This window comes from Clostridium moutaii (assembly GCF_041205085.1).
In the GTDB taxonomy this organism is placed as follows: domain Bacteria; phylum Bacillota; class Clostridia; order Clostridiales; family Clostridiaceae; genus Clostridium_B; species Clostridium_B moutaii.
On record NZ_JBGEWD010000031.1, the window covers coordinates 1 to 14,913 of the forward strand.

A 14,913-nucleotide genomic window follows, 5' to 3' on the forward strand; every position below is an offset into this window, starting at 1 on the left:
GTTTTGTTCTTTCAAACTTCTCTTTTGACATTGCTTCTTCCTCCTCAAACAAACTAATATATTAATTAAAATTAGCTATTTCTTTCTCCTGTAACTTTCTCTTGAATACTTTTTGGTACTTCTTCGTAATGATCAAATGTCATGGTATAAACTCCTCTACCTTGTGTTCTAGATCTAAGTACAGTAGCATATCCAAACATCTCAGAAAGTGGAACAAAAGATTTTATAATTTCAGCTCCTGATCTAGGAGTCATTCCATCAATTCTTCCTCTTCTAGAATTTATATCTCCCATTACATCTCCCATATATTCCTCTGGTACTGTAACTTCAACTCTCATCATTGGCTCAAGTAAAACTGGGTCTGCTTTATTCATAGCATTTTTAAATGCCATGGATGCAGCAATCTTAAATGCCATTTCCGAAGAATCCACATCATGATAAGATCCATCATATAATTTAACCTTAAAGTTTATAACAGGATATCCTGCAATTACACCACTTTCTGCAGCTTCCTGTATTCCATTGTCAATTGGAGAAATATATTCTCTTGGAATAGTTCCTCCCACAATAGCATTTTCAAAGACATAACCTTCTTGCGAAGGTGACATTTCTATCCAGCAATGACCATATTGACCATGTCCACCAGACTGTCTAATAAATTTACCTTCTGCTTTAACTGTTTTTCTAATAGTTTCTTTATAAGCTACTTGTGGTTTACCTACATTACAATCCACCTTAAATTCTCTCTGCAGTCTATCTACAATTATCTCCAAATGAAGTTCTCCCATTCCGGCTATAATTGTCTGTCCTGTTTCTTGATCTGTATAAGTCTTAAATGTTGGATCCTCTTCCGCAAGTTTCGCAAGAGCTATACCCATCTTTTCCTGACCAGCTTTTGTCTTAGGCTCTATCGCAACATCTATAACTGGATCCGGGAATTCCATACTTTCCAGTACAATTGGATTTTCTTCATCACAAAGAGTATTACCTGTGGTAGTATCTTTTAAACCCACTATAGCTCCTAAATCTCCTGCACGGAGTTCATCAACTTCCTGTCTGTGGTTGGAGTGCATCTTTACAAGTCTTGCAATCCTCTCTTTTTTACCTTTTGTTGAATTGTATACATAAGTACCACTTTTCATAACTCCTGAATAAACTCTTGTAAATGCCAGTCTTCCTACAAATGGATCTGTAGCAATCTTAAATGCCAGTGCAGATAATGGTTCATTATCATCAGCTTTTCTTTCAATTTCTTCACCAGTTTCAGTATCAGTTCCTTTTACCGGCGGTATATCAAGCGGTGATGGCATAAAATCAACTACAGCATCTATCATTGGCTGCACACCTTTATTTTTATAAGATGAACCGCATAAAACTGGTACTAGTTCATTTGCAATAACACCTTTTCTAATTCCAGATACCAGTTCCTCTTCTGTCAACTCTTCTCCATCTAAATACTTAACCATTAGATCTTCATCCAGTTCAGCCACTGCCTCAATTAATGCAGTTCTATATTCTTGTGCTTTATCCTTTAAATCATCAGGTATTGCAACTTCATCCATTACCGTACCCAAATCATCTTCATATATTATAGCTTCATTTTTTATAAGATCTACTATACCTTTAAACTTATCTTCCGCACCTATTGGAATTTGAACAGGTACTGCATTACAATGAAGCCTTTCTCTTAAAGTATTTATGCACATATAAAAATCTGCTCCAACTGAATCCATCTTATTTACATAAACTAATCTTGGTACTCCATAATTATCTGCCTGTCTCCAGACAGTTTCTGTTTGTGGTTCAACTCCGCTTTTAGCGTCCAAGACAGTAACCGCACCATCAAGAACTCTAAGTGATCTTTCTACTTCCACAGTAAAATCCACGTGCCCTGGTGTATCTATTATATTTATTGCATATCCTTTCCATTTACAGAAGGTAGCTGCTGAGGTTATAGTTATTCCTCTCTCTTGCTCCTGTGTCATCCAGTCCATAGTTGCCTCACCATCATGTACTTCTCCTATTTTATGAGTCCTTCCTGTATAGAAAAGTATACGTTCCGTAGTGGTAGTTTTCCCAGCATCTATGTGTGCCATTATTCCTATGTTACGGAACTTCTCTAGCGGATATTCTCTTCCCACTTAATTTTCCTCCTCGCAAGTGTAAATTTAAAATTCGATAAAACTGCTTTAGTAAGAATACCAAAACAGTTTTTAATATTAATATCTATAATGTGCAAAAGCTTTATTAGCCTCAGCCATTTTATGAGTATCTTCCCTCTTCTTAACAGCTGCACCTGTATTATTTGCTGCATCCATTAGTTCTGAAGCAAGTCTTTCTCTCATATATTTTTCTCCTCGTTTTCTTGATGCTATAAGAAGCCACCTTATCCCTAAAGTCTGTCTTCTCTCTGGTCTAACTTCTATTGGGACTTGATATGTTGCACCACCAATTCTTCTTGCCTTTACCTCTAAAAGAGGCATTATGTTATTCATGGCTGCCTCAAAGATTTCCATTGGTTCCTTATTTGTCTTGTTACCAATTATGTCAAATGCTCCATAACATATCTTTTGAGCTACTCCTTTTTTACCATCTTCCATTATATTATTTATCAGCTTTGTAATAACCTTACTGTTATATACTGGATCCGGTAATACATCCCTTTTTCCTATATGTCCTTTTCTTGCCACTTTTCTTCCCTCCTTAACAATCAAAATTTAAGTTCATCGGTACTCGACTATAAATAGCCGCAAAGTGCTTTGTACTCCTGCAAAATTTCACAAAATATATATATAAACGCTGAAGACATCGCACTAACTTCATCAACTTAATTTAATAAAATTATTTTTGTTTTGGTTTTTTAGCACCATATTTTGATCTTGACTGTAATCTGTCAGTAACTCCTGCTGAATCCAGTGCTCCTCTTACTATATGATACCTAACACCTGGAAGATCTTTAACTCTTCCTCCCCTTATAAGGACAACGCTATGTTCTTGTAAGTTATGTCCTATGCCTGGTATATATGCACTTACCTCATAACCATTTACCAACCTAACTCTTGCAACTTTTCTAAGTGCAGAATTTGGCTTCTTAGGGGTAGTAGTTTTTACTACTGTACAAACCCCTCTTTTTTGAGGACATTCTTTTAATGCTGGGGCTGTTGATTTTGTGCTTATTGTCTTTCTGCCTTTTCTTACTAATTGGCTTATTGTTGGCATGTTTACACCTCCTTCTAAATAACAAGTTAAAATTTATATTAATTTATTCTTGAAAGCTTTTTAAATGCATAAGTTAATCTTTTAATACAGCTGCTGTAGCAGCACCTACATCTATGCCACATAATTTTCCTAATTCTTTCATGGTGTCTATATAAATTAATTCCTGGGAATTATCATCAATTAACACTTTTACTGACTGTATTAACTTATCATCAGCGTCCCTAGCTATATATACAGTTTTTGCTTTGTTATTCTTTATAGCTTTGACTGTTTGCTTTACACCAACAACTTTGTTTCCTGTAAGTCTGTAAATCATTATTTCCATTCCCTCCTACAACATTTCAAGGACAAGGTATGCAAGCCCTTGTCTCTTGAAAAACATACAGATGTATTTTATCATTTTAATATTACTATGTCAATAAATTAATCTTGTTTCTATTCATTTTTTAACATCTTTTCTTCAGTCTCATTTTCCGTATTGATTTTTATAGATCTATACCTGGTCATTCCAGTTCCTGCCGGTATAAGTTTACCTATAAGTACATTTTCCTTTAATCCTAAAAGAGGATCTGTTTTTCCTTTTATAGCTGCATCTGTAAGAACTCTTGTAGTTTCTTGAAATGAAGCTGCTGAAAGAAAAGATTCTGTTGCTAAAGCTGCTTTGGTTATACCCAAAAGTGCTACTCTACCTTGAGCGGGTTTCCCCCCATTTTCTTCAACTCTTAAATTTTCATCTTCAAAATCAAATACATCAATCATAGTTCCAGGAAGTAATTCTGTATCTCCTGAATCCTCTATTTTGATCTTTCTTGTCATCTGCCTTATTACCACTTCAAGATGTTTATCATTTATATCAACACCCTGGAGTCTATAAACTTTTTGGACTTCAGATAGAAGATAATTTTTAACACCCTGAACTCCCTTTATTCTCAATATATCATGAGGATTTACTGATCCTTCTGTTATTTCATCTCCAGCACTTATTGTATCTCCATTTGATACTTTAAGCCTTGATCCAAATGGTATATCATAAACTACTTCTTCCCCAGTTTCTGTAATTACAGAAACGCTTCTCTTTTTCTTAGTTTCTTCCATTTTTACAGTTCCTGAAACTTCACTTACTATAGCCAACCCTTTTGGTTTTCTTGCTTCAAATAATTCTTCAACCCTTGGAAGACCTTGAGTTATATCAGATCCTGCAACTCCACCAGTATGGAAAGTTCTCATTGTTAACTGTGTACCAGGCTCCCCTATGCTCTGTGCTGCTATTATACCTACTGACTCTCCTATATCAATTTTCTTGGCGGTAGCCATATTCATTCCATAACATTTTGAACATACCCCATGGCGTGATCTGCAGGTAAATACAGATCTGATTTTTACTTTCTTTATCCCTGAATCCTCTATTTTATGTGCTATTGTGGAATCCATGTAAGTATCTCCTGGCAGCAATATTTTTCCTGTTTTAGGATCCTTAATATCTTCTGCAGAATATCTTCCTGTAAGTCTTTCGGATAAACTCTCTATAACTTCATTTCCTTCTTTTATTTCCGATATATCATATCCCTCATGAGTTCCACAGTCCTCTTCTCTTACTATAACATCCTGGCTTACATCTACAAGTCGTCTTGTTAGATATCCAGAATCTGCAGTTTTTAAAGCAGTATCTGCATTTCCCTTCCTTGCTCCATGAGTTGATATAAAATATTCAAGTACGTCCAATCCCTCTCTAAAGGAGGCTCTTATCGGAAGTTCTATTATTTTTCCTGAAGGATTTGCCATAAGTCCCCTCATACCTGCAAGTTGTTTAATCTGACTTTTAGATCCTCTTGCTCCTGAGTCTGCCATCATAAATATTGGATTAAACTTATCTAGATTATCCATGAGTGCATCTGCCACATCTTCTGTAGTCTTAGTCCATCTCTCTATAACCCTTTGATATCTTTCTTCTTCAGATATAAATCCTCTTCTATACATTTTTTCTATTTTATCTACAGCCTCATCTGATTCATGCAGAAGTCTTTTTTTAGCTTCCGGCACTACCATATCTGAAGTGGAAACGGTGATACCGCTTATAGTTGAATAATGATATCCTCTTGCTTTTATTTTATCCAGCATTATAGATGTCTGGGTAGCTCCATGTTTCATATAGCATTTATTTATTATTTTACCTAAATTTTTCTTAGCAACAAGAAAATCAATTTCTAATTTAAATTCGTTTCCAGGTATACTTCTATCTACGAATCCCAAATCCTGTGGTATGGATTCATTAAATATTACCTTTCCTGGAGTAGTATCAATTATTCCACTAATATTCTTCCCATCTTTAACTTTCCTCATCCTTACCTTTATTTTAGCATTAATATCAATTTGTTTTAACTGATATGCCATTATCACTTCATCTGGTGAAGAAAATATTCTACCTTCTCCTTTGGCACCGTCTTTCTCTACTGTGAGATAATAAGAGCCAAGTACCATATCCTGTGTGGGAACAACTACTGGTTTTCCATCGGAAGGTTTCAATATATTGTGAGCAGCAAGCATTAAAAATCTGGCCTCCGCTTGAGCTTCAACCGAAAGTGGGACATGCACTGCCATTTGATCGCCGTCAAAATCCGCATTATATGCTGTACAAGCAAGCGGATGGAGTTTTATGGCTCTACCCTCTACAAGTACAGGTTGAAATGCCTGGATTCCCAATCTATGAAGTGTTGGTGCACGGTTTAAAAGTACTGGATGATCTGATATTACTTCTTCTAATACATCCCACACTTGAGTCTGTACTCTTTCTACCATTCTCTTTGCGCTTTTAATATTATGTGCCAAACCGCTTCCAACTAATTTTTTCATCACAAACGGCTTAAATAATTCAAGAGCCATTTCCTTAGGCAATCCACACTGATACATTCTGAGCTCCGGCCCAACTACTATAACGGAACGTCCTGAATAATCCACACGTTTTCCAAGTAAATTTTGTCTAAACCTACCCTGTTTGCCCTTCAGCATGTCAGAAAGTGATTTTAAGGGTCTATTGCCTGGACCTGTTACAGGTCTTCCCCTTCTTCCATTATCTATAAGAGCATCTACAGCTTCCTGCAGCATCCTCTTTTCATTTCTAACTATTATATCTGGAGCTCCTAGATCCAATAGCTTTTTAAGTCTATTGTTTCTATTTATAACTCTTCTGTAAAGATCATTTAAATCTGATGTGGCAAATCTTCCTCCATCTAATTGGACCATAGGCCTTAAATCCGGAGGTATTACAGGTATCACATCTATAATCATCCAATCAGGCTTGTTGCCTGATTTTCTAAAAGATTCAACAACCTCAAGTCTCCTTATTATTCTTACCCTTTTTTGTCCCGTACTGCTTTTCAAGTCCTCTTTTAATCCCGCAGATAGTTCATCAAGATTTATTTCTTCTAGAAGTTTTTTAACGGATTCTGCTCCCATACCTGCTGTGAAATTTTGCTCACCATACTTATCTACAGCTTCCCTGTACTCTTTTTCAGTTAACAGCTGCTTTTTTAGAAGTTGAGTTTCCTTAGGTTCTAAAACTACATATGATGCAAAATACAATACTTTTTCTAGAGCCCTTGGTGACATGTCTAAAATGAGTCCCATACGGGATGGTATCCCCTTAAAATACCATATATGTGATACTGGAGCTGCAAGTTCTATATGCCCCATTCTTTCACGTCTAACCTTTGCCTTAGTTACTTCAACACCACACCTATCGCAAACTATACCTTTGTATCTGATTCTCTTATATTTACCACAGTGACATTCCCAGTCTTTAGTTGGTCCAAAAATTCTTTCACAAAACAAACCATCTCTTTCAGGTTTTAATGTCCTATAATTTATTGTCTCAGGTTTTTTTACTTCACCTCTTGACCATTCTCTTATCTTTTCCGGTGAAGCCAAACCTATTTGCAGTGCATCAAAGTTATTTAATTCAAACAAGGGTACATCCTCCCTTCCTAATGTTCATCATTAAAATCATCTATTTCCAAGTCATCTAAAGTTAAATCCTCATAATCCAAATCTAGATCCTCATCACTATCACTACTATCACTATCGCTATCCTCATTATTGTCATTGCCTTCTTCTTGATTTTTCTTATCGTGATTATCTTGAGACGGCGATGCAATATCTTCATTTCCCTCTATGTTAACATCCAGGTTTTCCATTTCATCATCTACAGATTCCCTAAGTTTAATTTCCTGTTTGTCATCATTTAATACTTTCACATCTAAACACAAGGCCTGTAGTTCCTTTATAAGTACCTTAAAGGATTCTGGTAAACCAGGTTCTGGTATATTTTCACCCTTTACAATAGATTCATAGGTTTTAACCCTTCCAACTACATCATCGGATTTAACTGTCAATATCTCTTGAAGGGTATGTGCTGCTCCATATGCTTCTAAAGCCCAAACCTCCATTTCACCAAATCTTTGTCCTCCAAACTGAGCTTTACCGCCTAAAGGCTGCTGAGTTACCAAGGAATATGGTCCTGTCGATCTAGCATGTATTTTATCATCAACTAAATGTGCCAGCTTTAATATATACATATATCCTATTGTTATAGGTCGATTAAAAGGATCTCCTGTTCTGCCATCATACAATATAGTTTTTCCATCTTCTTTATAACCTGCTTTTTTAAGGCAGTCTATTATATCCTCTTCTGTTGCTCCGTCAAATACCGGAGTTGCTATATGCCATCCTAATTCACTAGCAGCCAGACCTAAATGGACTTCAAGCACCTGCCCTATATTCATACGGGAAGGTACGCCAAGTGGATTTAAGCATATTTGTAATGGTCTGCCGTCTGGTAAGAAAGGCATATCTTCCTCAGGTAATACTCTTGATATAACACCTTTGTTACCATGTCTTCCTGCCATCTTATCTCCGACTGATATTTTACGCTTTTGAGCTATATAACATCTAACAAGCTTATTAACCCCTGGTGAAAGTTCATCTCCATTTTCTCTTGTAAATACCTTAACATCTACAATTATACCTGATTCTCCATGAGGTACTCTAAGGGAAGTGTCTCTCACTTCTCTGGCCTTTTCTCCAAATATAGCTCTTAAAAGTCTTTCTTCTGCTGTAAGTTCAGTTTCACCCTTAGGCGTCACCTTTCCTACCAATATATCGCCAGCTCTAACTTCAGCACCTATTCTTATAATTCCTCTTTCATCTATGTCTTTTAATGCATCTTCTCCTACATTTGGTATGTCTCTTGTAATTTCTTCAGGGCCAAGTTTTGTATCTCTGGCCTCAGATTCATATTCTTCAATATGAATTGAAGTAAACACATCTTTCTTAACAAGTTCTTCAGATATAAGCATTGCATCTTCATAATTATATCCTTCCCATGTAGTAAATCCCATTCTGATGTTTTTACCAAGAGCTATTTCACCAAGATCTGTAGAAGGTCCATCTGCTAGAACTGTTCCTTTTTGAACAACTTCTCCTTTTTCAACTATAGGTCTTTGATTTATACACGTGCCCTGATTAGATCTCTGAAATTTAAGAAGCCTGTAAATATCCGTTCCTCCATCTGAATCTCTTTTAACTCTTACCTCATTAGCACATACATATGAAACTATACCCGCATTTCTAGCTTTAGGAAGCACCCCTGAATCTACAGCTGCTTTATATTCAATACCCGTTCCTACAATAGGAGCTTGAGGTTTTAAAAGCGGAACTGCCTGTCTTTGCATATTCGATCCCATAAGTGCACGGCTTGCATCATCATTTTCAAGGAATGGTATCATAGCAGTTGCAACTGAAACCAATTGTCTTGGAGATACATCCATATAATCCACATCTTCAGCTGGTACTACAATAACATCTTCTTTATCTCTAACTGTAATTTTATTATCTATAAATCTACCGTCTTCTTCAATAGGTTCATTAGCACGACCTATCAAATATTGATCTTCTTCATCTGCCGTCATATATACAATTTGATTTGTAACTAGTTTATTCTTCTTATCTACTTTTCTATAGGGAGTTTCTATAAAACCATATTCATTAACTTTTGCATAAGATGCAAGAGAGTTAATAAGCCCTATATTTGGACCTTCTGGTGTCTCTATTGGACACATTCTTCCATAATGTGAATGGTGAACATCTCTAACCTCAAAACCAGCTCTTTCCCTTGAAAGTCCGCCTGGCCCCAAAGCTGATAATCTTCTTTTATGTGTAAGTTCTGAAAGTGGATTAGTCTGATCCATAAATTGAGAAAGTTGAGAGCTTCCAAAGAACTCTTTTATTGCTGCTGCTACAGGTCTTATATTTATTAACGCTTGAGGTGTTATAACCTCCTGATCCTGTATAGTCATTCTCTCTTTAACTACTCTTTCCATTCTTGAAAGACCTATTCTGAATTGATTTTGAAGTAATTCTCCCACAGATCTAAGTCTTCTGTTGCCAAGATGGTCTATATCATCAGTGTTGCCAATTCCATAGGCTAATCCCAACTCATAGCTAACAGTAGCATAAATATCGTCTTTAATTATATGTTTAGGAATTAAATCGTGAATATGTTTTGCTATCTGCTCCTTGATACTTTCTTCATCGCTGTAATTATCCAAGATTTCTTTCAAGGTTGGATAATGTACATTTTCTTTTATGTTTAAATCATCTATATTGAAATCAACAAAATTACGTATATCTACAAAATGATTACTTATAATTCTAAGCACCGAATCCTCAACCTGAATGTCTACTATATTTATTCCGCATTGTTGAATTTCTATAGCTTTTTCTCTGTTTATTCTTTCACCCTTTTGTACAAGTATTTCACCTGTCTGTGGATTAACTACATCTTGCGCTGCTATTTGGTTAGTTATTCTTAGATGTAATGATAGTTTTTTATTAAATTTATATCTTCCCACCCTAGAAAGGTCATATCTTTTAGGATCAAAAAATAAAGAATCAATAAGTGATTGAGCGCTATCCACTGTAGGTGGTTCCCCTGGCCTTAGTCTTTTGTATATCTCAAGCAGGGCTTCCTCATGTGTCTTAGTATTATCCTTTTCAATTGTAGCCTTTAATCTTTCATCCTCTCCAAAGAAATTATTAATCTCTGCATCAGTGCTATAACCCATAGCCCTGACAAGAATGGTTATAGGTAGTTTTCTGGTCTTGTCTATTCTAACGTATATTATGTTGTTAGAATCAGTTTCATATTCTAACCAGGCCCCCCTATTAGGTATTACCGTGGAAGAAAAAAGATTTTTACCCGTTTTATCAACAGACATATCATAGTATACACCTGGAGATCTTACAAGCTGACTAACTATAACTCTCTCTGCTCCATTAATTATAAAAGTTCCTTGTTCTGTCATAAGAGGAAAGTCTCCCATAAAAACTTCCTGCTCTTTAACTTCACCGGTTTCCTTGTTAAGTAATCTTACTTTCACCTTTAAAGGTGCCGCATAAGTTGCATCTCTCTCTTTGCATTCTTCTACAGAATATTTGATATTATCCATATCTAATTTATATCCTACAAACTCCAAATTGAGGTTTGCAGTATAATCTTGAATAGGATTAATATCATCAAATACCTCTTGTAAGCCTTCTTTCAAAAACCAATTGTAAGAATCTAACTGTACCTCAATTAAATTAGGCATATGCCCTATTTCTTTAAGTCTGGAAAAGCTCATTCTCGTTCTTTTACCAACCTGGACAGGATGTACCATTGATTTTTCACCCCTTGTATAAACTAAAAATAACCAAAAACATTCATTTTACCTATACATGTATGTTTATGGACTTATTTATTGCCATCAAATTATTATAACCTTTTTTTTATAATTAATTCAAATTTTTCTAAATATAATACATTTTACATTAATTCCGTAACTAATCAATGCAATTTATCATGTTATCATAATATAGACAATTTGTCAATAACGAATTCTTAGAATTTCTAAAATAAGCATAAAAAAATTTCTCAAATAACCTAATAGCCTTTATTTCATAAAAAATTAAATTTATTTATATGTATAAAAAACCGGTAATTACTAATTGCCGGAATGTTAAATACCTTTAAATTTTTATAAGAATTATAAAGAGGTACTTTAATTTAAAAAGTACCTCTTTATGTAAATATTTTTTCAATCTTTACTTTAATTCTATTTCAGCACCGATTTCTTCAAACTTAGTTTTTAAAGCTTCAGCATCTTCTTTGCTTACTCCTTCTTTTAGTGGCTTAGGAGCACCATCAACCAAACCTTTAGCATCTTTTAATCCCAATCCTGTTACTTCTCTAACTGCTTTTATAACCTTTATCTTTTCTTGACCTGCTGCTTTAAGTATTACATCAAATTCAGTTTTCTCTTCTGCTGAATCTGCTGCTCCTGCAGCACCTGCGCCTGCTACTGCTACTGGAGCTGCTGCGCTTACTCCAAATTCTTCTTCACATGCTTTTACTAATTCATTTAATTCTAAAACACTCATCTCTTTTATAGCTTGAATGATTTCTTCTTTACTCATTAATGAACACCTCCAAAATTTCTTTAAATTAATCTTCTTGTGATTTTTGTTTTTCTGTAATTGCATCTAATAAATATACAAAATTTGATAATGGAGCTTTGAAACTTCCAAGTAATTTTGCAATAAGAACATCCTTAGGCGGTATTGTAGCAAGATATTTAACTTTATCCAAGTCAAACATCTCTCCCTGAACAATTCCACCCTTTAATTCCAACATATTATGAGCCTTTGAAAAATCATTGAGGACTCTTGCTGGTGCAGCTGGATCATCATATCCAAATGCTATTGATATTGGTCCTGAAAAAACACTTCCTGCCTCATCAAATCCCAATTGCTTTGCAGCCAGTGTAGCTAGTGTATTTTTGTAAACCTTATATTCTACACCTGCTTCTCTTAGATTTTTTCTAAGTTTTGTATCTTCTTCCACAGTTAATCCTTGATACTTAGCAAATATTATACTTTGGGCTTTCTCCATTTTTTCTTTGATTTCTTTAACTTTAGCTTCTTTTACTTCTCTATTTTTTCCCACTGTGTATCCACCTCCTCACAGTTTAACTTGCAACACATATAAATAAAAGCCTCTCCTTAGACGCAGAGAGACCAAACAATTTTATATTGGAATCCTGAATAGGTTGGTTTCCCGTTACGCTTTTGCACCTATCGTCTATGGAGTATTTACTTATTAAGCTGTTAGTATTATATACGAATTAATTATTTAAGTCAATATTATTCAAGAACCTTTGCTGAATTTATTTTTACTCCAGGTCCCATGGTACTTGATATTACTACAGATTTTAAATATTGACCCTTAGCTGCTGCAGGTTTTGCCTTTACTACAGCCTCCATTAATGCATGAAAATTTCTCAGCAATTTTTCTGCTTCAAAGGAACTCTTTCCTATCGGAACATGAATTATAGAAGTCTTGTCAACTCTATATTCAACTTTACCTGCTTTAATTTCTTCTATTGCTTTTGCAACATCAAATGTAACCGTACCGGATTTTGGATTTGGCATTAATCCTTTAGGCCCAAGTATTCTACCTAATCTACCTACAATCCCCATCATATCAGGTGTGGCTACAACCACATCAAAATCAAACCAATTTTCATTTTGAATCTTTTTAACATATTCATCTGATCCTACATAATCAGCTCCTGCTTCTTGTGCTTCATTGACCTTAGCACCTTTAGCAAATACCAATACCCTAACTTTTTTACCAGTTCCATGAGGAAGAACTACTGCTCCTCTGACCTGTTGATCTGCATGCCTTGGATCTACCCCAAGTTTCAATGCTAATTCTATAGTTTCATCAAATTTTGCTTTAGATGTTTTTAAAGTAAGATCTATAGCTTCTGATGGTGTATATAATGTATTCCTATCAATAAGCTTAACACTTTCCTTATATTTTTTTCCCATTTCAAATCCTCCTAAGTGGTAATAACGGCATTACACCTTCCACATATTTAAGTCAATTATTCTTCTACAGTTATTCCCATACTTCTTGCAGTACCTGCTATCATTTTCATAGCAGTTTCAATAGATCCAGCATTTAAATCTGCCATTTTTGTCTCAGCAATTTGTTTAAGCTGCTCTTTAGTCACCTTTGCAACTTTAGTCTTATTAGGTACTCCAGAACCGCTTTCTATTCCCACTGCCTTCTTAAGTAATACTGCTGCTGGGGGAGTCTTTAGTATAAAACTAAAAGATCTATCCTGATATACAGTAATTACTACTGGAATTATTAAGCCTGCTTGATTAGCAGTCTTAGCATTAAATTCTTTACAAAAACCCATAATGTTCACACCATGCTGTCCAAGTGCTGGTCCAACTGGTGGAGCTGGTGTAGCTTTTCCTGCAGCAAGTTGAAGTTTTATCATTCCTACTACTTTTTTAGCCATAAATATACACCTCCTATAATGTAGTTACACGGAATTACATTTTCCCGCTTATTAAAACTTTCATTCTTCTAGATTAATCTATCTTTTCTATTTGATTAAAATCAAGCTCAACAGGAGTTTCCCTGCCAAACATGTTGACTAAAGCCTTAATTTTCTTTTTTTCAGTATTTATTTCTTGGATAACAGCTAAAAAGTTCTCAAGTGGTCCAGATTTTACTTTTATATTTTCACCCACCGATACATCTACATTTACAGGCTTTTCATTAATCCCCATATCTTTTACTTCTTCATCAGTAAGTGGAACAGGCTTAGAACCAGGTCCAACAAAACCTGTGACTCCTCTGGTATTTCTAACTATGTACCAGGAATCATCAGTCATTATCATATGTATTAAAACATATCCTGGGAATACCTTTTTTAATGTTATTTTCTTTTTACCATCTTTAATTTCAACCTGTTCTTCCATAGGTACTTGAACATCATCTATCCAATCATATAGTTCTCTATTTTCTATAGTTTTCTCAAGATTAGCCTTAACTTTATTTTCATAACCAGAATATGTATGAACTACATACCACTTAGCTTTATCTGCCATAATCCTAGGGACAATACTTAACGTCCCTGCCTCCTTTTTTATTCTTATTTCAGAATAGTTTTAACCAAAGAATTAAATCCAAAATCTATTACCCCAACAATTATCACATAAACACCACAAAACGCAATAACTGATATTGTCACTTTTTTTAAGTCTTCTTTAGAGGGCCATGTTATTCGTTTAAATTCAGCTACCAATCCTTTAAAAAAGTTAAAGAACCCACCTTCAGGTGTGACCTGCTTTCTAACCTTTTTTGCGTCATCACGTGCAGCCATTTTATTCACATCCTCAAATATTTTAATATATGCCTCTCTACTCTACCTAGTCTCCTTGTGAACTGTATGTTTATGACAAAATGGGCAATACTTTTTCATTTCTAGCCTATCTGGATCATTTTTTTTATTTTTAGTTGTATTGTAATTTCTCTGTTTACAATCCGTACATGCTAGTGTTACTTTTACTCTCATTACTTTCACACCTCCTGGTATAGTTCAAGTGTATAATCAATTTAAAAATTACATTTTTAAAATTATGCATTACTTATTTAATTTATCACAACTTAGTTTTTATGTCAATGACGCTAAAAACATGGATGAATGAAACTATTCACTTCTAAAAGGACTAGGTCCACAAACCCAGTCCTTAACCATTACTGAACTATTTTAGTTACAACACCAGAACCAACTGTTCTTC

The 14,913-nt window shown here is 34.9% G+C and carries 13 protein-coding genes; all 13 read right to left on the bottom strand.

The window, feature by feature from the left end; all coding sequences use genetic code 11:
- Positions 1–71: 71 nt before the first annotated feature.
- The 13 genes from fusA to rpmG all read right to left on the bottom strand — a co-directional run bounded on the left by fusA (position 72) and on the right by rpmG (position 14,687).
- Entirely contained in the window at positions 72–2,141 is a 2,070-nt protein-coding gene (fusA, locus tag AB8U03_RS17475; RefSeq protein ID WP_369705829.1) for an elongation factor G, read from the bottom strand.
- Positions 2,142–2,219: 78 nt separating this feature from the next.
- On the bottom strand, positions 2,220–2,690 hold the full coding sequence (gene rpsG / locus AB8U03_RS17480; protein ID WP_369705830.1) for a 30S ribosomal protein S7: 471 nt from the start codon (positions 2,688–2,690) through the stop codon (positions 2,220–2,222).
- Positions 2,691–2,841: 151 nt separating this feature from the next.
- Positions 2,842–3,219 carry a 30S ribosomal protein S12 gene (gene rpsL, locus AB8U03_RS17485; RefSeq protein WP_369705831.1) on the bottom strand — a complete coding sequence of 126 codons (378 nt, stop codon included), beginning with the start codon at positions 3,217–3,219 and terminating at the stop codon, positions 2,842–2,844.
- 73 nt (positions 3,220–3,292) lie between these two features.
- Positions 3,293–3,535: a ribosomal L7Ae/L30e/S12e/Gadd45 family protein gene (locus AB8U03_RS17490; RefSeq protein WP_369705841.1), complete on the bottom strand. Its 243-nt coding sequence runs from the start codon at positions 3,533–3,535 to the stop codon at positions 3,293–3,295.
- 119 nt (positions 3,536–3,654) lie between these two features.
- Positions 3,655–7,182 carry a DNA-directed RNA polymerase subunit beta' gene (gene rpoC, locus AB8U03_RS17495; protein WP_369705832.1) on the bottom strand — a complete coding sequence of 1,176 codons (3,528 nt, stop codon included), beginning with the start codon at positions 7,180–7,182 and terminating at the stop codon, positions 3,655–3,657.
- Positions 7,183–7,199: 17 nt separating this feature from the next.
- Positions 7,200–10,931: a DNA-directed RNA polymerase subunit beta gene (rpoB, locus tag AB8U03_RS17500; protein WP_369705833.1), complete on the bottom strand. Its 3,732-nt coding sequence runs from the start codon at positions 10,929–10,931 to the stop codon at positions 7,200–7,202.
- 424 nt (positions 10,932–11,355) lie between these two features.
- Entirely contained in the window at positions 11,356–11,727 is a 372-nt protein-coding gene (gene rplL, locus AB8U03_RS17505; RefSeq protein ID WP_369705834.1) for a 50S ribosomal protein L7/L12, read from the bottom strand.
- 28 nt (positions 11,728–11,755) lie between these two features.
- Positions 11,756–12,256 carry a 50S ribosomal protein L10 gene (gene rplJ, locus AB8U03_RS17510; protein WP_369705835.1) on the bottom strand — a complete coding sequence of 167 codons (501 nt, stop codon included), beginning with the start codon at positions 12,254–12,256 and terminating at the stop codon, positions 11,756–11,758.
- A 197-nt stretch (positions 12,257–12,453) separates the two neighbouring features.
- On the bottom strand, positions 12,454–13,143 hold the full coding sequence (rplA, locus tag AB8U03_RS17515) for a 50S ribosomal protein L1 (protein ID WP_369705836.1): 690 nt from the start codon (positions 13,141–13,143) through the stop codon (positions 12,454–12,456).
- A gap of 56 nt (positions 13,144–13,199) precedes the next feature.
- Complete coding sequence (rplK, locus tag AB8U03_RS17520; RefSeq protein WP_369705837.1) at positions 13,200–13,625, bottom strand: 50S ribosomal protein L11; 426 nt, start codon at positions 13,623–13,625, stop codon at positions 13,200–13,202.
- A gap of 73 nt (positions 13,626–13,698) precedes the next feature.
- Positions 13,699–14,220, bottom strand: a complete 522-nt coding sequence (gene nusG / locus AB8U03_RS17525) for a transcription termination/antitermination protein NusG (protein WP_369705838.1) — start codon at positions 14,218–14,220, stop codon at positions 13,699–13,701.
- Between the two features lie 44 nt (positions 14,221–14,264).
- A complete protein-coding gene (gene secE / locus AB8U03_RS17530; protein ID WP_369705839.1) occupies positions 14,265–14,495 on the bottom strand; it encodes a preprotein translocase subunit SecE in 231 nt (76 codons plus the stop codon).
- A gap of 42 nt (positions 14,496–14,537) precedes the next feature.
- Positions 14,538–14,687 (bottom strand): 50S ribosomal protein L33, encoded by a 150-nt coding sequence (gene rpmG / locus AB8U03_RS17535; RefSeq protein ID WP_369705840.1) that lies wholly within the window; start codon positions 14,685–14,687, stop codon positions 14,538–14,540.
- Positions 14,688–14,913 lie beyond the last annotated feature (226 nt).